Source organism: Streptomyces sp. NPDC060000, assembly GCF_042737375.1.
In the GTDB taxonomy this organism is placed as follows: domain Bacteria; phylum Actinomycetota; class Actinomycetes; order Streptomycetales; family Streptomycetaceae; genus Streptomyces.
In genome coordinates, this window is the sequence record NZ_JBHWUU010000057.1 from 17072 (window position 1) to 35163 (window position 18092).

Sequence of the window (18092 nt, forward strand, 5' to 3'; positions counted from 1 at the left end):
ATGAGCGGTGTGCACGCCACCGCGCGGATCGGGGCGCGCGACGACGGACGCGGAGGGACCTCCCTGCCCGTCCTCGAGAGCGACGGACCGCTCGCCCTGCGGCGCACCCGGGGCACCGGCGGCGAGGCGCGCGTCATGCTCGTCGGCGCGATGAGCGGACCCCTCGGCGGTGACCGCTTCGCCCTCGAGGCGGACGTCGGGACCGGCGCCCGGCTGCACGTCGGTTCGGCCGCCGCCACCATCGCCCTGCCCGGGCAGGCGAAGGACGAGGCACACTACGACGTACGCCTCACCGTCGCCGACGGCGGCGAACTGCACTGGCTGCCCGAGCAGTTGATCTCGGCGAGGGGGAGCGACCTGTTCGTCACCACCCGGGCCGACCTCGGGGCCGATGCCCGGCTCGTGCTGCGCGAGGAGCAGGTGCTCGGGCGGGTGGGGGAGGAGCCGGGGAGACTGACCAGCCGACTCGCCGTGCGGGTCGCCGGGCGGGTCGTTCTCGATCAGCAACTGTCCTGCGGACCGGGCGCGCCCGGCGGCTGGGACGGGCCCGCCGTCCTCGCCGGGCATCGCGCCGTGGGCCAAGTCGTGCTTGTGCGGCCGGAGTTCGACGAGGCACCGGTGGCGGCGCGGAGCGTGGGAGAGCACGCCTGTGTCATGCCGTTGGCCGGGCCCGCCGCCCTGGTCACCGCCGTCGCGCCCGACGCGTTGCGGCTGCGGCGCGTGCTGGACGAGGCGCTCGCCGATCTCGGCATCCGGTGAGCGGTGCATACCGTTCCGGTTATCGGATTGGCAAAGAAGGTCAACCACACCTTTTCTCAGGTGCCTCATAGCCGCAAGGATCCCTCTGCCGCCATAACCAGGTAGGGGAGTTCCCACTTGAAGGACATACGACCGAACAAGCGCATCACAGCGCTCGGCTCGGCCGGCGTACTCGTCGCCGCGACGATGCTCGCCGGCGCTTTCGCGGCGCCCACGGCCAGCGCGACCAGCGGCCGTTCGGGCCAGGACCGGGAGGCGCGCGGCGCCGCCGTCGCCGCGGAGCGTGCCGCCAAGGCCGGCGTCGACTGGCAGGAGTGCCCCGCCGACTGGGGCCTGGAGAAGCCGATCCAGTGCGGCTGGGTCAGCGTGCCGCTCGACTACGCCAAGCCCAACGGCAAGCAGATCAAGCTCGCCGTCGACCGCATCGGCAACACGGGCACGGCCAAGGAGCGCCAGGGCGCGCTCGTCTACAACCCCGGTGGCCCCGGCGGCTCCGGGCTGCGCTTCCCGCGCCGGGTCACCACCAAGGCCCCCGTGTGGGCCAACGTGGCGAAGGCCTACGACTTCGTGGGCTTCGACCCGCGCGGTGTCGGCCACTCCGCGCCCATCTCCTGCATCGACCCGCAGGAGTTCGTCAAGGCACCGAAGGCCGATCCGGTCCCGGACAGCGAGGCCGACAAGCTCGCCCAGATCAAGCTCGCCCGCGAGTACGCCGACGGCTGCTACGAGCGCAGTGCCGAGATGCTGCCGTACATGACCACCCCGAACACCGTCCGCGACCTGGACGTCATCCGCGCCGCCCTCGGTGAGAAGAAGCTCAACTACCTGGGCGTCTCCTACGGCACCTACATCGGCGCCGTCTACGGCACCATGTTCCCGGGCCACCTGCGCCGCATGATCGTCGACAGCGTGGTCAACCCCGCCCGGGAGAACATCTGGTACGAGGCCAACCTCGGCCAGGACGTCGCCTTCGAGGGCCGCTGGAAGGACTGGGAGGACTGGGTCGCCGCCAACGACGCCACGTTCCACCTCGGCACCATCCGCGCCGCCGTACAGGCCAAGTGGCTCGCGCTGCGCGCCACCGCGAAGAAGAACCCCCTCGGCGGTCTCGTCGGCCCGGCGGAGCTGATCTCCTTCTTCCAGAGCGCCCCGTACTACGACTCCTCGTGGATCCCGGTCGCCACGGTCTTCAGCAAGTACGTCGCGGGAGACACCCAGGCGCTCGTCGACGCGGCCGCACCGGACCTGACCGACACGGCCGGCAACATCACCGCGGAGAACGGCAACGCCGTCTACACCGCCGTCGAGTGCACCGACGCCAAGTGGCCCACCAGCTGGCGGAAGTGGAACAGCGACAACACGCGGCTCAACAAGGACTACCCGTTCATGACCTGGGCCAACGCATGGATGAACCTGCCGTGCGCCTTCTGGCCGGTCAAGCAGCAGACGCCGGTGGAGGTCAAGACCCACAAGGGCCTGCCGCAGGTGCTCATCGTGCAGTCCACGCATGACGCCGCCACTCCGTACGAGGGCGCCGTCGAGCTGCACAAGCGCTTCAAGGGCTCGCGTCTGATCACCGAGAAGGACGCCGGCTCCCACGGAGTGACCGGTCTGGTGAACACCTGCATCAACCCCCGGGTGGACGCCTACCTCCTCACCGGCAAGCTGGACACCGCGGACGTGACCTGCGCGCCGCACGCCACGCCCAAGCCGTAGCACCACCTGCGCGAACAGCGAAGGGCGGCCGGATCACTCCGGCCGCCCTTTCACGCTTCTTGACGGAACATCAGCCGAGGCCGAACGTCAATGCGACGGCAGACGCGGGAACTTGCGCCCCTTCTCCGCCCTGGCCGCCTTCGCCGCGGCCTCCTCCGCCTTGACGACGGCCGCGTACTGGTCCACGTACTCCTGCTCGGACAGCTTCAGGATCGCGTACATGATCTCGTCGGTGATCGCGCGCAGCACCGCCTTCTCGTTCTCCATGCCGAGGTAGCGGGAGAAGTCGAGGGGCTTGCCGAAGCGGATCACCACGGGGTGCAGGGTCGGGATCACCTTGCCGGGCGGCTGTGCCTCGAAGGTGCCGATCATCGCGCAGGGGATGACGGGGACCCGGGCCTTCAGTGCCATCACCGCCACGCCGACCTTGCCCTTGTACAGGCGGCCGTCGTGCGAGCGGGTCCCCTCCGGATAGATACCGAGCAGCTCGTCCTTGCTCAGCACGCCGAGGCCCTCGCGGATCGCGGCCTGGCCGGCCTCCTTGCCGGAGCGGTCGACCGGGATCTGACCCGCGCTGCGGAAGAACGCCGCGGTGAGCCGGCCCTTGAGGCCGGGACCCGTGAAGTACTCGGCCTTCGCGAGGAACGTGATGCGGCGCTTGAGGATCGCGGGCATCAGGAAGTGGTCCGAGAACGACAGATGGTTCCCGGCGACGATCGCCGGACCCGACTCCGGTACGTGCTCCAGGCCTTCGATCCGCGGTCGGAAGACCAGTCTCAACAGGGGGCCCAGCAAGACGTACTTGAGCACGTAGTAGAACAAGGGGTCGCTCCTCACTCCGGCGGATCGGCGGGATGGCCGCCTGACCAGGGTGCTGCTCCCGACGGTGCGCAGCAAGCCGCAGGGAGCCGCGGGCAGCGATCGTGCGGCCGTCGGGGAGGCGCGCCCGACGCTTTTCGTCGAATCTCTACGGATCTTGCCGCAACCGTGTCGGTTCTCACATCCACCGGGGGTGAGACGTCGCAGATGTCGCATTACTTGCACGGATCTTCATCAGATTCTCACCCACCCTCCGTCATTGACCATCTTTTCTCAGTGCTTTCCCACTGAGTCGTGTTGTGAACTGTGAATGCGGGGGCGCGTGTTGACGCGAGGACATGCCCGGACATCGGCCTTGGCGCCGGCGCTGGTGACGGCCTTGGGGGTCGGGGTGACGCCGGTGACCGCGGCGGTCGCCGCCGCTCCGGCGGCCCCGGCGCGGGCGAAGACCACCGCCGAGGACGCGGCGACGACCACGCAGGACGCCTGGGCCGAGGCGAACGGTCCGGCAAGAGCGTCGAGGTCGGATCTCTTCGGTCGGAGAGCGGCGATGTGTACGCCACGCCCGACGGGAACCTGGAGGCGCGTGAGTATCTGCGTCCCGTGCGGACCCGGGTCGCGGGCGAGTGGAAGCCGGTCGGCACCGACCTGGTGAAGACCTAAGGACCTCGGAGGGGCGGTCGCCCCGGGCGCGACCGACCACCGTGGGTCTCGAGTTCTCCGCGGGCGGCGACGCGCCGCTGGTGCGGATGGAGAAGGCGGGACGCGAACCGGCCCCGACCTGGCCCGGCGAGCTGCCCGCCCCGTCCTCGACGGGGCCACGGCGGCCTACCGCGACGTCCTGCGGGACGTCGACCTGCGGATGGGCGCCCGGGAGGACGGCTTCACCCAGCTGCTCGTCGTCGAGTCCGCCGAGGCGGCCGCCGGCCCGGAGCTGACCCGGCTGCGGCTGAGGCTCTCCGCCGAGGGCATGGACGTCCGTGAGACGTCCGAGGGCGGCCTGGAGCCCGTCGACCAGGGCGCCGGGAACGCCGTGTTCGAGGCGCCCGAGCCCGTGATGTGGGCCTCCAGCACCCAGGAGCCGGCGAAGCGGAGCGCGGAACCGAAGCGGAGCACAGAGCCGAAGGAACAGCTCCTGAACGCCGACGGCCTACTCGAGAACGCCTGGCCGTACGTGAAGGAACGGACACGGGCGCGGACCCTCGTGACGCTGGACTCCCACGGCGTCAGGCTGCCTGGTATCAACCGGCGGTAGGACGCACGGCTCACAGCCGCACGATCACCAGCGCCGTGTCGTCGGTCGCGCCCCCGGGCGGCAGCAGCTCCAGCAGGACGGCGTCGGCGAGGGACTCCGGGTCCGCCTCCCGGTGGCGCGCGAGGGCGTCGGCGAGGCGGCTCAGACCCGTGTCGATGTCCTCGCGCCGCCGTTCCACCAGCCCGTCGGTGTACAGGGCGAGGGTGGCGCCGCTGTCGTAGGTGGTGCGTGCCTGGGGCCGCCGGACCGGCGTGGGGCGTGCGTCGAGCGGGGGATCGGTGGCCCGGTCGAGGAACTCCACCCGGCCGTCGGCGTGCACGAGCACGGGCGGTGGGTGCCCCGCGCTGCTGTAGGTGATCGTGTGGTGGTCGAAGTCGATGAACGTGGTGACCGCGGTGGCCGATTCGGCGCCGTCGACGACATGCGCGTACCGGCCGAGGACGTTCAGCGCCTCGGCCGGGCCCCCGGCGACCCGGGAGGTCGCGCTGAGCGCGCTGCGCAGCTGGCCCATCACCCCGGCGGCGTCCAGGCCGTGCCCGACGACGTCGCCGACCGACACCCCGATGCGGTTGCCGCCGACCAGGTCCACCAGGTCGTACCAGTCCCCGCACACGTTGAGCGCGCCGACCGCCGGGCGGTAGCGCACGGCGGCCCGGTGGTGACCGACCTGCCGGCCGGCCGGCAGCATCGCCTCCTGAAGGGCGAGGGCCACCTCGCGCTCACGGGCGTGGGCCAGCCGCAGCCGCTCGTTGAGTTCCTGGAGTTCACGGGCGCGGGTGTACAGCTCGGCCTCCAGGACGTGGCCCCGGTTGCCGGCCCGCTCCCCGTCTCCGCCCGTCCCGCGGCCACCACGAGCCCGGATCAGCTCGGTGATGTCCTCGACCCGGTGCACCAGCAGCACGACCGAGCCGTCGGGGCCGTACACCGGCGCGTTGACCGGGCTCCAGTAGCGCTCGTCCCACTCGCCGGGCCGCTCGGTCGACTCGACGTCGTAGCGTTGCAGCGCCATGGCGTCCCGCTCGCCGGTGGCCAGCACCCGGTGGAGTGAGGCCTCCAGGTTGCGCATGCCGCTCGAGGCCCGGTCGTCGGGGTTGCCGGGGAAGACCTCGAAGAGGTGCCGGCCGACCGTCTGCTCGCGCGTGCGGCCGCTCACGCGCAGGAACTCCGCGTTGGCGTCCGCGTAGACCAGCTCGGGCGTCAGCAGCGCCACCATGGCCGGCAGGGCCTGGAACACCGCCGTGTAGTCGATCGCCGTCTCGTTCATGGACGCGCCCCATCTGCCGGTCTTGCGTCATTTTCTCATGTCATGTGACGAATGGGGTTGGCCGGTCGGTCTGTGGAGCCTTCACGCGCCGGCGTCCGTGAGTGACTGTTCGGCCCAGATGATCTTGCCTTCGGGCAGGAAACGGGTACCCCACCGCTGGGTGACCTGCGAGACCAGCAGCAGCCCGCGGCCGCCCTCGTCGGTGGCGCGCGGATGGCGCAGGTGCGGTGCGGTGGTCCCGCCGTCGAAGACCTCGCAGGCCAGGGTGCGCTCGCGGATCAGCCGCAGCCGGATCGGCCCGGTGGCGTACCGGATGGCGTTGGTGACCAGCTCGCTGACGACCAGCTCGGTGGTGAACGACAGTTCGGCAAGGCCCCACTCCGCCAGCCGGCGGCTCGCGGCCTTGCGGGCCTCGGCCACGGCCGCCGGGTCGGCGGGCAGCTCCCAGTCGGCGATCCGGTCGGCGGGCAGCCGGCGGGTGCGGGCCATCAGCAGGGCCACGTCGTCGTACGGACGGGCCGGGACGAGGGCGTCGATCACGGCCCGGCAGCGCACGCCGAGCGTGTCCGCCGACTGCTCCAGGGCGTGCCGCAGCCGGTCCCGGTCGGTGTCCAGCGCCCACCGCTCGCCACGGGCCAGCAGACCGTCGGTGTGCAGCGCCAGCGTGCTGCCCTCCGGAAGGATCACCTCGGCCGACTCGAACGGCGGGCCGCCCGCGCCGAGCGGGGGCCCCTGGGGCAGTTCGACGAACATGACGGAGCCGTCCGGCAGTACCACGGCCGGGGCGGGATGCCCGGCGGCGGCCATTACGCACCGCCCGTCGACGGGGTCGTACACGGCGTACACGCACGCGGATCCCACGGTCCGGGTGCCGTCCGTCCGCGGCCCCGCCTCCGGCGCCGCCATGCCGTCCGTCCGCGGCCCCGCCTCCGGCGCCGCCATGCCGTCCGTCCGCGGCCCCGCCTCGGCCGTCCCCTCCTCGTCGTCCATGCGGGTGACCAGGTCGTCGAGGTGCGCCAGGATCTCCTCGGGTGGCAGGTCCAGGGCGGCGAGGGTGCGCACGGCGGTCCGTACCCGCCCCATGGCCGCGGCGGCGTCGATGCCGTGCCCGGGCACCTCGCCGACGACCAGGGCCACCCGTGCTCCCGACAGCGGGATCAGGTCGTACCAGTCGCCGCCGAGTCCGGTCAGCTCGTCGGCCGGCCGGTAGCAGGCGGACACCTCGACCGCCTCCACCTCGGGCAGCCGGCGGGGGAGCAGGTTGCGCTGGAGCACCAGGGCCGCGTCGCGCTCGCGCGTGTAGCGGCGGGCGTTGTCCACGCAGACGGCCGCCCGGGAGACGAGGTCCTCGGCGAGCGCCAGGTCGTCCTCGTCGAAGGGCTCGTGCCGGTGGCGGCGCAGGAAGGTGGTCACGCCGAGGATGGCGCCGCGCGCGCGGACCGGCACGATCAGGGCACTGGGCGGCCCGGACCCGGCGGGCAGACCCGCGACCCACTCCTCGGTGAGCGGATCGAGCGCACAGAACGGGTCGAGCGGATCGAGCCGCTCCACCCGCCAGGGGTGCCCGCCGGCCAGAGTGCGCACCGCGGGCGAACCGGCCCGGTACACGACCGCGGGGGAGCCGGTCGCGTCCCCGGGATCGCCGGCCGTCCGCCGCCCGGACCTGCGCAGGGTGACGGAGTTCTCCGGGCCGTCCGTCGCCTGTCCCGGTGCCGGTTCCGCCCCCCGCAGCACCGGCTCCAGCAGATCCACGGTGACGAAGTCGGCGAACCCCGGCACCGCCACGTCCGCCAGCTCCTGAGCGGTCCGGACGATGTCCAGGCTGCGGCCGATCCGCCGGCCGGCCCGGTCGAGCAGGGCGAGCCGCTGCCGGGCACGGTGCCGCTCGGTCATGTCCACGACCGTGTAGTAGACGCCCATCGGGCCGCCCTGGTCGTCGTCGAGCCGGGTGAAGGACAACATCTGCGCCGTCTCGCGGTGCGGAGCGGCCCGCACCCGGCCCACGAGCTCGTAACCGATGACGGGTTCCCCGGTCTCCAGCACCCGCCGCATCTGTGCCTCGATCGCCGCGGCGTCCAGACCCGGCTGGACATCGGCCAGCCGCAGCCCCAGCCGGCGCTCGGGCGGGCCGCCGCCGAACCGGGACAGGGCCGCGTTCGACCACACGAAACGCAGGTCCGTGTTGACCATCGCTATGCCGATCGGGGAACCGCCGACCATCTTCTCCAGCACCGAGCGGCTCATGTTCCAGCCCGGGGCGTCGGCCATCTCGTTCAGCAGCAACAGCCAGCGCGCGCCGCCGCCGGGCTCGCGGGCCGAGGTGATCCGCGCCATCACGGGCACCGGCCGTCCGTCCTGGTGGCGGGCCGACAGCAGCCCCGCCCAGCCGCCGGCCCGAGCGCACCGTTCGAGGACGTACGGCACCTGCCCGGCGTCCCCGTCGGCGAGCAGCCCTGCCAGGTCCATGCCCACCGCCTCGGCGGCCGGGTATCCCAGCAGCCGTTCGGCGTCCCTGGTCCAGCTCGTCACCACGCCCCGCGAGTCGAGCAGCAGGGGCGCGGCATCCGCCACGTCGAACCGCCGGCGGGCAACGTCGTCCTCGTCGTGTGTGCCCACGGTCGACCTCTCTGTCGCTGAGAGTGGTCTACCACCTCCTGACTCAATCATCACCCTGCCTGCACGGCAGCGGCTGAGCCACCCGGGAGCCGAACGCTCCGCCGGGAGAGCGGTGATGGAACCACGCCGGTGCTCAGCCCCGCTGCGCCAGCACGTTCTCCAGGACGGCCAGCGCCGAGGCCAGTTCCTCACCGGTGATCGTCAGTGGCGGTGCCAGCCGGATGGTCGAGCCGTGGGTGTCCTTGACCAGGACGCCCTCCCGCATGAGGCGCTCGCTCACCTCGCGGCCCGTGCCCAGCGCCGGGTCGACGTCGACGCCCGCCCACAGCCCGCGCGCCCGGAAGCCGACGACGCCCTTGCCGACGAGAGCGGTCAGTCCGTCCCGCAGGACGACGCCCAGTTCGGTCGCCCGGCGCTGGAACTCACCCGTCTCCAGCAGCTCCACCACCGCCGTGCCGACCGCCGCGGCCAGCGGATTGCCGCCGAAGGTCGACCCGTGCTCGCCCGGCCGCAGCACCGACAGCACCTCGCGCCGGGCCACCACCGCAGACACCGGCACGATCCCGCCGCCCAGCGCCTTGCCCAGCAGCAGCACGTCGGGGACGACCCCTTCGTGCTCCACGGCGAGCGTCCGCCCGGTACGCCCCAGCCCGGACTGGATCTCGTCCGCGACGAACAGGCAGTTCCGGCGGCGGGTCAGCTCCCGCACCCCGGCCAGATAGCCGTCGGCGGGGATGACGACGCCCGCCTCGCCCTGGATCGGCTCGATGAGCACCGCCGCCGTCGTCTCGTCGACGGCCCTCTCCAGCGCGGCCAGGTCGTTGTACGGCACGATCCGGAAACCCGGCGTGAACGGTCCGAAGCCCGCCCGCGCCGTCTCGTCGGTCGAGAAGCTGACGATCGTCGTCGTGCGGCCGTGGAAGTTGTCGGCGGCGACCACGATCGTCGCCCGGTCGGGGGGCACGCCCTTCACCTCGTAAGCCCACTTGCGGGCCACTTTGATGCCGCTCTCGACCGCCTCGGCGCCCGTGTTCATCGGCAGGACCATGTCCAGGCCGGTCAGCCCCGCGAGCCGCTCGGCGAACTCGGCGAGGCGGTCGTTGTGGAAGGCGCGGGAGGTGAGGGTGAGACGGTCCAGCTGGCGGTGGGCCGCCTCGATCAGCAGGGGGTGCCGGTGACCGAAGTTGAGGGCCGAGTAGCCGGCCAGCATGTCGAGGTAGCGGCGGCCCTCCACGTCCTCCACCCACGCGCCCTCGGCGCTCGCGACGACCACGGGCAGCGGATGGTAGTTGTGCGCGAGGACGGGTTCCTCGGCACGGATCAGATCGGCGGAGGTACGCGTACGGACGGCGGGTGCGGTCATGAACGGATCTCCTGGGTGCAGCACTTGATGCCACCGCCGGCCTTCTGGAACTCGGAGAGGTCGACGGGGACGGGGACATAACCGCGTTCGGTGAGACGGGACGCGAGGGCCTCGGCCCGGGGTGCGATGAAGACATGACGGCCGTCGGAGACGGAGTTCAGGCCGAACGCCATGGCGTCGTCGCGGGTGGCGAGCACCGCGTCCGGATACAGCCGGGCGAGCACCGCACGGCTGCCGGAGGAGAACGCCTGCGGGTAGTACGAGATGTTGTCGTCGTCCAGGACGAACAGCGCCGTGTCCAGGTGGTAGAAGTGCGGGTCCACCAGGGTCAGGCTGATCACCGGGTGACCGAAGAACTCCTGCACCTCCCGGTGCGCCTCGCGGGTCGTCCGGAAGCCGGTGCCGGCCAGCACGTAGCGGCCCGTCCACACCAGGTCGCCCTCGCCCTCGCAGACCGACTCCGGCCGGTGCACGTCGTAGCCCGCCGCCGTGAACCAGGTGTCGTAGTGGACGGACTCGGGCCGCCGCTCGGGCGCGTGGAAGAGCGAGCCGAAGACACGGCCGGCCACCACGACCGCCGAGTTCGCGGCGAACACCATGTCGGGGAGACCGGGGGCCGGCTCCACGGTGTCCACGGTGTGGCCGTGGGCGCGGTAGGCGCGGATCAGTGACTGCCACTGCTCCTGGGCGAGGTCCACGTCGACCGGGGTGTCGGGACGCATCCAGGGGTTGATCGCGTACTGCACGGCGAAGTGTCTGGGCTCACAGACCAGAAAGCGCCGGGGGCGCCGCACACGGCTGTCGGTCACAGAGAGGTACCTCCACCTTTCCACTTTCCTGCGGTGTCGACTGGGGTTGACACCAAGGTAGGAACTGACCGGGACGCCCGACAAGGAACAAGCGTTGCGTGTTCACGCAGTAATGCTGCGTGCTGTACCTGATCGACGCAGGTTCACTGCGCGTGCGGAGGTTTATTCGGGAGCGGGTTGACTCGCGCCCGCTTCCGGGCTGTCCGGCAGCAGGTGCGACAGCACCATCACGCTGATCGTCTTGCGGATGAACGGCTCGGCCCGGATGCGCTCCAGCACGTTCTCGAAGTGCTCCACGTCCCGCGCCCGCACATGCAGCAGCGCGTCCGCCCCGCCCGTCACCGTCATGGCCGCGGTGATCTCCGGATGGTTGCGCGCCACCTCCGCGAGGCGTCTGGGGGGCGCGGCGCCCTCGCAGTAGACCTCCACGTACGCCTCCGTGCGCCAGCCCAGCGCCGACGGCCGCACGGTGGCCGTGAACCCGGTGATCACCCCGGTCTCCCGCAACCGGTCCACCCGGCGCTTGACCGCCGTCGAGGACAGCCCGACGGCCGTGCCGATCTCGGCGAAGCTCGTCCTCGCGTTCGCCATCAGAGCGGTGATGATCTTCCGGTCGAGCTCGTCGAATGGGGCAGGCACGCTGTTCATGGGCGCACTGTATCCAGCACGTACGTCCACACCCCGGTACATGTCCAGGCGCGCGGATCACCCCTACACTCCACCCTCATGCTGCGCGCCCTCGCCGTCGACGACGAACGCCCCTCGCTGGAGGAGCTGCTGTACCTGCTCACCGCCGACCCCCGGATCGGCACGGTGGAGGGCGCCGGCGACGCGACCGAGGCGCTGCGCCGGATCAACCGCGCCCTCGAGTCCGGCCCGGACGGCCCCGAGGCCATCGACGTGGTCTTCCTGGACATCCAGATGCCCGGCCTCGACGGTCTCGACCTGGCCCGTCTCCTCACCGGTTTCGCGCGGCCGCCGCTGGTCGTGTTCGTCACCGCCCACGAGGACTTCGCCGTCCAGGCCTTCGACCTCAAGGCCGTCGACTACGTCCTCAAACCCGTCCGCAAGGAACGGCTCGCCGAGGCGGTCCGGCGCGCCGTCGAACGCAGAGCCGCCGAACGGCGCGGAGCCGTCGCGCGCATCCCCGTGCACGAGCCCGATCCCGGCCACATACCCGTCGAGCTCGGCGGCGTGACCCGTTTCGTCACCGTCGACGACATCACCCATGTCGAGGCCCAGGGCGACTACGCCCGGCTGCACACCGAGCGCGGCAGCCATCTGGTGCGGATCCCGCTGTCCGCCCTGGAGGAGCGCTGGCGCGCCCGCGGTTTCGTCCGCATCCACCGCCGCCATCTCGTCGCCCTCCGCCACATAGGCGAACTCCGCCTGGACGCCGGCACGGTGAGCGTCCTGGTCGGCGGCGAGGAACTCCAGGTCAGCCGCCGCCACGCCCGAGAACTGCGCGACCTGCTGATGAGGAGGCCCTGACCGTGCCGCACCAGGACCCCGTGGAACGGCGCGTCGTCGTCACCGGTCCCGCCGGGCGTACCCGCCGTACCCGGCGTGCCTCGGGTCATCACCGCCCGCGTACCGAGATCGACGAGCAGACCACCCTCGGCCACACCTATGTCCGCTCCCTGATGCGCTCCCAACTGCGCGCCGCCCTCGCGGTGTTCGCCGTGCTCACCCTCCTCGTGGGCCCGCTGCCCCTCCTCTTCGCGGCGATGCCCGACGCGCACCGCCTCGAATGGGCGGTGCTCGGCTTCTGCCTCTACGGCCCGCTCGTCCTGCTCGCCCGCTGGTACGTGCGCCGCGCCGAACGCAACGAACGGGACCTCATACGCCTGGTCGAGGACCGGTGAACTCGGCCTTCGCCGTCCCCGCCGTCGCCCTCGTCGTCGTCGCGACCGTTCTCGTCGGCGCCTTCGGTCTGCGCATCTCCCGCACCACCTCCGACTTCTACGTCGCCTCCCGCACCGTCGGCCCCCGCCTCAACGCGGCCGCCATCAGCGGCGAGTACCTCTCCGCCGCCTCCTTCCTCGGCATCGCCGGCCTGGTCCTGGTCCAGGGTCCTGACATGCTCTGGTACCCGGTCGGCTACGCCGCCGGCTACCTGGTGCTGCTGCTCTTCGTCGCCGCCCCGCTGCGCCGCTCCGGCGCCTACACACTCCCCGACTTCGCCGAGGCCCGCCTCGCCTCCCAGTCGGCCCGGCGGCTCGCGGGTGCCTTCGTCGTCGGCGTGGGCTGGCTCTATCTGCTGCCCCAACTCCAGGGCGCGGGACTGACGTTGACCGTACTGACCGGCGCCCCCGACTCGCTCGGCGGACTGATCGTCGCGGTCGTCGTCACCGCGACCGTCGCCGCGGGCGGCATGCGCAGCATCACCTTCGTGCAGGCCTTCCAGTACTGGCTCAAGCTCACCGCCCTCCTGGTCCCCGCCCTCTTCCTGATCCTCGCCTGGCAGGGCGACGGAGCATCCCGCGACGTCTTCGGGGAACCGGCCACCTTCCGCGAGCAGCGGGTCGTCCGCGTCGGCGACACCCTCGACCTCGGACTGGACCGCCCCCTGACCGTGACGGTGAACGGCACGGTCGACGGCCGCCCGCACCGGGACGCCGTGCTCCGCCTCCCCGCCGGCATCCACCACATCGACCGGGGCACCCGTCTCACCTTCGCCGAGGGCACCGCCGTACCCGTCGCCGAACGCGGCAGCAACGGCGGCATGTCCACCTCCCTCGCCGCCGGCCGCGAGGAACGCCCCCTGTACGCCACCTACGGCCTGATCCTCGCGACCTTCCTCGGCACCATGGGCCTGCCGCACGTCGTCGTCCGCTTCTACACCAGCCCGCACGGGGTCGCCGCCCGCCGCACCACGGTCGCCGTTCTCGCCCTGATCGGCGCCTTCTACCTGCTGCCGCCCGTCTACGGAGCCCTGGGCCGCCTCTACGCCCCCGAGCTGGCCCTCGGCGGCGACGCCGACGCGGCCGTGCTGCTGCTGCCCGACCGGGTGATCGGCGGCCTCGGCGGCGATCTGCTGGGCGCGCTGGTCGCCGGGGGAGCGTTCGCCGCGTTCCTGTCCACTGCCTCCGGGCTGACGATGGCCGTGGCGGGTGTACTCACCCAGGACGTCCTGCCGGCCCGCGGGGTACGGCACTTCCGGCTGGGCACCGGGCTCGCCATGGCCGTACCCCTCGCCGCGAGCCTGCTGGTCGGCGGGCTGCCGGTGGCCGACGCGGTCGGGCTGGCCTTCGCGGTGTCGGCGTCCTCGTTCTGCCCGCTCCTCGTCCTCGGCATCTGGTGGCGCCGGCTGACCCCGCCGGGCGCGGCCGCCGGGATGCTGGTGGGCGGCGGATCGGCGTTCGCCGCCGTCGCCGCGACCATGGCGGGCTTCCCCGGCACGGGCGGCCTGCACGCGCTGCTCGCCTGGCCGGCCCTGTGGTCCGTACCGCTCGGCTTCCTCACCATGATCCTGGTGTCCCTGGCCACCCCGGGCCGGGTCCCGGCCGGCACGGCGGCGATCCTGGCCCGGTTCCACCTGCCCGAGGAACTGAGCACGGAGGAACTGCGGGCGGCGGAGGCGAAGGCGTGAGCGACTTCCTCGCGGGCGTCTGCATCGCGATCCTCCCCTTCCTCGCCGTCGGTTTCTGGCTGGGCCGCCGCACCGCCCGCCCGGAGAACCTGGGCGGCCTGGGCACCCCCGTCGAGCACGCCACCTTCGAGACCCTGCACACCGCCTCGCTCGCCGCGCCCCCGCTCCGGGCGGGCCTCACGGAGGAGACGGCCCGCAGGTCGGCCCGCAGACTGCGCACGCTGCTCGGCACGGACGCGTTGTGCCTGACCGACGAGAAGGAGGTGCTGGCCTGGGACGGGGTGGGATCGCACCACCGCGCCGAGATCACGCGGCGGCTCGCCGGCCCCCTGGAGAGCGGCCGGGGCGAGGCCTTCCGCCTCGCCTGCGAGCACGCCGACTGCCCCGTCCGGTGGGCCGTCCTCGCCCCGCTGACCGTCGACGACCGGGTGCTCGGCGTCCTCGTGGCCTGCGCGCCCCGCGAGTCCGCCGTCCTGGTCCGGGCGGCGGGCGAGGTGGCCCGCTGGGTGAGCGTCCAGCTCGAACTCGCCGACCTCGACCAGTCCCGTACGAAACTGATCGAGGCGGAGATCAAGGCCCTGCGCGCCCAGATCTCCCCGCACTTCGTCTTCAACTCGCTCGCGGTGATCGCGTCGTTCGTCCGCACCGACCCCGAACGCGCCCGCGAACTGCTCCTGGAGTTCGCCGACTTCACCCGTTACTCGTTCCGCAGACACGGCGACTTCACCACCCTCGCCGACGAGCTCCACGCCATCGACCACTATCTGGCGCTGGTCCGGGCCAGGTTCGGCGACCGTCTCGCCGTCACCCTCCAGATAGCCCCCGAGGTGCTCCCGGTGGCGCTGCCCTTCCTCTGCCTCCAGCCGCTCGTCGAGAACGCCGTCAAGCACGGCCTGGAGGGCAAGTCCGACAAATGCCACATCCAGATCACCGCGCAGGACGCGGGCGCCGAGGCACTGGTCGTCATCGAGGACGACGGCGCCGGCATGGACCCGGTCGCGCTGCGCCGCATCCTGGCCGGTGAGGTCAGCCCGTCCGGGGGCATCGGACTGTCCAACGTGGACGACCGGCTCCGCCAGGTGTACGGGGACGACTACGGACTGGTCATCGAGACGGCCCTCGGAGCGGGCATGAAGATCACCGCCCGGCTGCCGAAGTACCAGCCGGGCGTACACTCCGCGGCCCGCCTCACGGGCGGCTAGGCCGGCCTCACCGGCGGGCGGGCCTCACCGGCGGTAAGGCCCACCCGTCAGGCAGGCCTCAGCTCGTCCGCGTCACGATCATGGTGAGCGTGATCAGCCCGAGCACGACCCAGCCGAACCACAGCCAGCCGTTGCTCCCGAGCGCCACCGAGTAGGCGGTCACCACGACGAGCCCGCCGACGGTGAGCACCCCCATGGTCTTCGTGGAACTGTCCGTCGTACCTGCCATCGCGACACCCTCCTCAGGGCCGCCCTCCGCAGGGCGCGTCCCCTCCATGGTGCCCCGGGATCAGCGCCCGTGGGTGTCGAGCGACGCAAGATAGGCGTTGTACGCCACCAGCTCCTGGTCGCCGTCGCGGTCGGCGGCCCGGTCCTTGCGCTTCGCCTGGCGCTGCTCGGAGCCGTACCACTGGAAGAGCAGCGCGATCAGCACCAGCACCGACGGGACCTCGCTGAACGCCCAGGCGATGCCGCCGGCCGCGTTCTGGTCGGTGAGCGCGTCGATGCCGAGCGAGGCGGGCGGGTTCTCGAACGTCCCGACCATCGGCTGCGACGCCATCATCAGCGCGATGCCGAAGAACGCGTGGAACGGCATGCCCGCGAACAGCTCCAGCATCCGCATCAGGTAGCCCGGCCGGTTCGGCCCCGGGTCCACGCCGATGATCGGCCAGAAGAACACCACACCGACGGCCAGGAAGTGCACCATCATCGCCAGGTGTCCCGCCCTGGAGCCCATCAGGAAGTCGAAGATCGGCGTGAAGTACAGCGCGTACAGGCTCGCGATGAACAGCGGGATGGTGAACGCGGGATGGGTGATGATCCGCATGTAGCGGCTGTGCAGCAGCATCAGCAGCAGCTCACGCGGTCCTTTGCGGCCCCGTCCGGCGGCCGGCAGCGCGCGCAGCGCCAGCGTCACGGGCGCGCCCAGAAGGAGCAGGATCGGCGACAGCATGCTGATCACCATGTGCTGCACCATGTGCACGCTGAACATGACCATCCCGTAGTCGTTCAGCCCGGTGCACATGACGAGCCCGATGGTCAGCACGCCGACGACGAACGAGACGGTACGCCCGACCGGCCACGCGTCCCCGCGCCTGCGCAGCCGCAGGACCCCCCACGCGTACAGCGCGAGCCCCACCAGACAGGCGACGAGGAAGAAGGGGTCCGCCGACCACTGAAGCCCCCGCCCCAGCGTGAACGGCGGCAGATCCATGGTCATGCCGTGCCCGCTGTGTTCCATGCCGCCGGCTCCTGATTCGTGGGGGGTTGTACGTTTCCTGCCGCCCACAAGAGTAAGGAAGCCCCCGGCGATCTCTGTCACCGGGGGCGGCTGGGAGTCGGGCCCCTCTTACAGGACGGTCTCCGCTTCCGCGTACCGGTCCTCCGGCACGGTCTTGAGCGTCGCGACCGCCTCCGCCAGCGACACCATCACGATGTCCGTCCCGCGCAGGGCCGTCATCTTCCCGAACTCCTGCCGGTGCACGGCCTGCACCGCGTGCCAGCCGAACCGCGTGGCGAGGACCCGGTCGTACGCGGTCGGCGTACCGCCCCGCTGCACATGCCCCAGGATGACCGGCCGCGCTTCCTTCCCGAGCCGGGACTCCAGCTCGATGGAGAGCTGCCGGGCGATCCCGGCGAACCGCTCGTGCCCGTAGATGTCCTTCGCGCCCTCGTCGAAGGACATGCTGCCGGCCTTCGGCTTCGCGCCCTCCGCCGCGACGACGATGGCGAACCGCTTGCCCGCCTCGAACCGCTCACCGACCCGGCGGGCCAGCTCCTCGATGTCGAAGGGCCGCTCCGGTACGACGATGGCGTGCGCGCCGGCCGCCATGCCGGAGTGCAGCGCTATCCAGCCGGTGTGGCGCCCCATGACCTCGACGACGAGCACCCGCTGGTGGGACTCGGCGGTGGTCTTCAGCCGGTCCAGCGCCTCGGTCGCGACACCGACCGCCGTGTCGAAGCCGAAGGTGACGTCCGTGACGGCGATGTCGTTGTCGATGGTCTTCGGCACGCCCACGATCGGCAGACCGCTGTCCGACATCAGCCGGGCGGCCTTGAGCGTGCCCTCACCCCCGATGGGGATGATCGCGTCCAGGCCGAGCTCCTCGACATGGCCCCGCGCCCGCTCCACGCCGTCCCGCAGATGCGAGGGCTGGACCCGGGAGGAGCCGAGGATCGTGCCGCCGCGGGCGAGGATGCCGCCCACCGCGTCCAGGTCGAGCTTGAGGTAGTCGCACTCCAGGAGGCCCTTCCAGCCGTCCCGGAACCCGATGACCTCGTCGCCGTGGTCGGCGACGGCACGGTGCACGACGGACCGGATGACGGCGTTCAGGCCGGGGCAGTCGCCGCCGGAGGTGAGGACACCAATGCGCATAGCCCGAAACAACCTTCTCCACGTGGGCCGGTCCGGACCACTCTGTCCGGCTCGAATCCCCGCCACCCTAGCGGCAGGAGGGGGCGGGGCCGAAGCACCCGTCCGCCTGCTGGACGTGCCTGCTCACCTGTGCGGATGCGCCGTCAGACGGGCTGCTGACGGCACTCTGAAAAACAGGTGAACACACGGCGGCGGGGGCGCCCCACCCCGGGGGGCGGCCGCCGGGCCCCACCCCCGGGGCGGGGCCGCCCCCCTGCGCGCGGTGGGGGGGGCCCCCGGCCCCAGGGGGTGGATCGGCGGCACCCCGGTGACCTCGAGCCCCC

Annotated in this window: 16 protein-coding genes; 7 read left to right on the forward strand and 9 right to left on the reverse strand. The window is 72.0% G+C overall.

Translation table 11 applies throughout. The annotated features are described in order from the left end of the window. Both ACFWBB_RS27405 and ACFWBB_RS27410 read left to right on the forward strand, forming a co-directional pair. Entirely contained in the window at nt 1–759 is a 759-nt protein-coding gene (locus ACFWBB_RS27405) for an urease accessory protein UreD (RefSeq protein ID WP_385277607.1), read from the forward strand. A 186-nt stretch (nt 760–945) separates the two neighbouring features. After that, nucleotides 946–2475, forward strand: a complete 1530-nt coding sequence (locus tag ACFWBB_RS27410; RefSeq protein WP_385277688.1) for an alpha/beta hydrolase — start codon at nt 946–948, stop codon at nt 2473–2475. 87 nt (nt 2476–2562) lie between these two features. On the opposite strand, the gene ACFWBB_RS27415 is transcribed toward ACFWBB_RS27410, so the two are convergent. Beyond that, a complete protein-coding gene (locus ACFWBB_RS27415) occupies nt 2563–3297 on the reverse strand; it encodes a lysophospholipid acyltransferase family protein (protein ID WP_385277608.1) in 735 nt (244 codons plus the stop codon). Nucleotides 3298–4156: 859 nt separating this feature from the next. Between ACFWBB_RS27415 and ACFWBB_RS27420 the strand changes: the two genes are divergently transcribed. After that, nucleotides 4157–4549 (forward strand): hypothetical protein, encoded by a 393-nt coding sequence (locus ACFWBB_RS27420; RefSeq protein ID WP_385277610.1) that lies wholly within the window; start codon nt 4157–4159, stop codon nt 4547–4549. A gap of 10 nt (nt 4550–4559) precedes the next feature. Here ACFWBB_RS27420 and ACFWBB_RS27425 read toward each other — a convergent pair whose 3' ends face one another. The 5 genes from ACFWBB_RS27425 to ACFWBB_RS27445 all read right to left on the reverse strand — a co-directional run bounded on the left by ACFWBB_RS27425 (nt 4560) and on the right by ACFWBB_RS27445 (nt 11249). After that, complete coding sequence (locus ACFWBB_RS27425) at nt 4560–5813, reverse strand: PP2C family protein-serine/threonine phosphatase (protein ID WP_385277612.1); 1254 nt, start codon at nt 5811–5813, stop codon at nt 4560–4562. Nucleotides 5814–5894: 81 nt separating this feature from the next. After that, nucleotides 5895–8429, reverse strand: a complete 2535-nt coding sequence (locus ACFWBB_RS27430; RefSeq protein WP_385277614.1) for a SpoIIE family protein phosphatase — start codon at nt 8427–8429, stop codon at nt 5895–5897. 133 nt (nt 8430–8562) lie between these two features. After that, nucleotides 8563–9792 (reverse strand): ornithine--oxo-acid transaminase, encoded by a 1230-nt coding sequence (gene rocD, locus ACFWBB_RS27435; RefSeq protein WP_385277616.1) that lies wholly within the window; start codon nt 9790–9792, stop codon nt 8563–8565. Then, nucleotides 9789–10601 (reverse strand): dimethylargininase, encoded by an 813-nt coding sequence (ddaH, locus tag ACFWBB_RS27440; RefSeq protein ID WP_385277618.1) that lies wholly within the window; start codon nt 10599–10601, stop codon nt 9789–9791. The genes rocD and ddaH overlap by 4 nt, the downstream gene beginning before the upstream one ends. Before the next feature lie 162 nt (nt 10602–10763). Then, nucleotides 10764–11249: an Lrp/AsnC family transcriptional regulator gene (locus ACFWBB_RS27445; protein WP_385277620.1), complete on the reverse strand. Its 486-nt coding sequence runs from the start codon at nt 11247–11249 to the stop codon at nt 10764–10766. Nucleotides 11250–11327: 78 nt separating this feature from the next. Between ACFWBB_RS27445 and ACFWBB_RS27450 the strand changes: the two genes are divergently transcribed. From ACFWBB_RS27450 to ACFWBB_RS27465, 4 genes are read left to right on the forward strand one after another with little or no spacing between them, the layout of a single operon-like run. Further along, entirely contained in the window at nt 11328–12092 is a 765-nt protein-coding gene (locus ACFWBB_RS27450) for a LytR/AlgR family response regulator transcription factor (RefSeq protein ID WP_385277622.1), read from the forward strand. Next, nucleotides 12089–12466 carry a hypothetical protein gene (locus ACFWBB_RS27455; protein WP_385277690.1) on the forward strand — a complete coding sequence of 126 codons (378 nt, stop codon included), beginning with the start codon at nt 12089–12091 and terminating at the stop codon, nt 12464–12466. Before ACFWBB_RS27450 ends, ACFWBB_RS27455 begins: the two co-directional genes overlap by 4 nt. Beyond that, nucleotides 12463–14193 (forward strand): cation acetate symporter, encoded by a 1731-nt coding sequence (locus ACFWBB_RS27460; RefSeq protein ID WP_385277624.1) that lies wholly within the window; start codon nt 12463–12465, stop codon nt 14191–14193. Before ACFWBB_RS27455 ends, ACFWBB_RS27460 begins: the two co-directional genes overlap by 4 nt. After that, on the forward strand, nt 14190–15395 hold the full coding sequence (locus ACFWBB_RS27465; protein ID WP_385277626.1) for a sensor histidine kinase: 1206 nt from the start codon (nt 14190–14192) through the stop codon (nt 15393–15395). Before ACFWBB_RS27460 ends, ACFWBB_RS27465 begins: the two co-directional genes overlap by 4 nt. A 58-nt stretch (nt 15396–15453) precedes the next feature. Here ACFWBB_RS27465 and ACFWBB_RS27470 read toward each other — a convergent pair whose 3' ends face one another. From ACFWBB_RS27470 to ACFWBB_RS27480, 3 genes are all read right to left on the reverse strand, one after another. Beyond that, the gene (locus ACFWBB_RS27470) at nt 15454–15624 is read right to left on the reverse strand and encodes a hypothetical protein (protein WP_385277628.1); all 171 of its coding nucleotides are present in this window, start codon (nt 15622–15624) and stop codon (nt 15454–15456) included. Between the two features lie 60 nt (nt 15625–15684). Further along, nucleotides 15685–16635 (reverse strand): cytochrome c oxidase assembly protein, encoded by a 951-nt coding sequence (locus ACFWBB_RS27475; RefSeq protein WP_385277629.1) that lies wholly within the window; start codon nt 16633–16635, stop codon nt 15685–15687. A 108-nt stretch (nt 16636–16743) separates the two neighbouring features. Beyond that, on the reverse strand, nt 16744–17769 hold the full coding sequence (locus ACFWBB_RS27480) for a 6-phosphofructokinase (protein WP_385277631.1): 1026 nt from the start codon (nt 17767–17769) through the stop codon (nt 16744–16746). Nucleotides 17770–18092: the final 323 nt, after the last annotated feature.

Excerpts from the sequence above, each read along its gene's own strand:
- ACFWBB_RS27405 (WP_385277607.1), top strand. The coding sequence starts at position 1 with ATGAGCGGTGTGCACGCCACCGCGCGGATCGGGGCGCGCGACGACGGA.
- ACFWBB_RS27410 (WP_385277688.1), top strand. The coding sequence starts at position 946 with ATGCTCGCCGGCGCTTTCGCGGCGCCCACGGCCAGCGCGACCAGCGGC.
- ACFWBB_RS27420 (WP_385277610.1), top strand. The coding sequence starts at position 4,157 with ATGGGCGCCCGGGAGGACGGCTTCACCCAGCTGCTCGTCGTCGAGTCC.
- ACFWBB_RS27425 (WP_385277612.1), bottom strand. The coding sequence starts at position 5,813 with ATGAACGAGACGGCGATCGACTACACGGCGGTGTTCCAGGCCCTGCCG.
- rocD (WP_385277616.1), bottom strand. The coding sequence starts at position 9,792 with ATGACCGCACCCGCCGTCCGTACGCGTACCTCCGCCGATCTGATCCGT.
- ACFWBB_RS27445 (WP_385277620.1), bottom strand. The coding sequence starts at position 11,249 with ATGAACAGCGTGCCTGCCCCATTCGACGAGCTCGACCGGAAGATCATC.
- ACFWBB_RS27450 (WP_385277622.1), top strand. The coding sequence starts at position 11,328 with ATGCTGCGCGCCCTCGCCGTCGACGACGAACGCCCCTCGCTGGAGGAG.
- ACFWBB_RS27470 (WP_385277628.1), bottom strand. The coding sequence starts at position 15,624 with ATGGCAGGTACGACGGACAGTTCCACGAAGACCATGGGGGTGCTCACC.
- ACFWBB_RS27475 (WP_385277629.1), bottom strand. The coding sequence starts at position 16,635 with ATGGAACACAGCGGGCACGGCATGACCATGGATCTGCCGCCGTTCACG.
- ACFWBB_RS27480 (WP_385277631.1), bottom strand. The coding sequence starts at position 17,769 with ATGCGCATTGGTGTCCTCACCTCCGGCGGCGACTGCCCCGGCCTGAAC.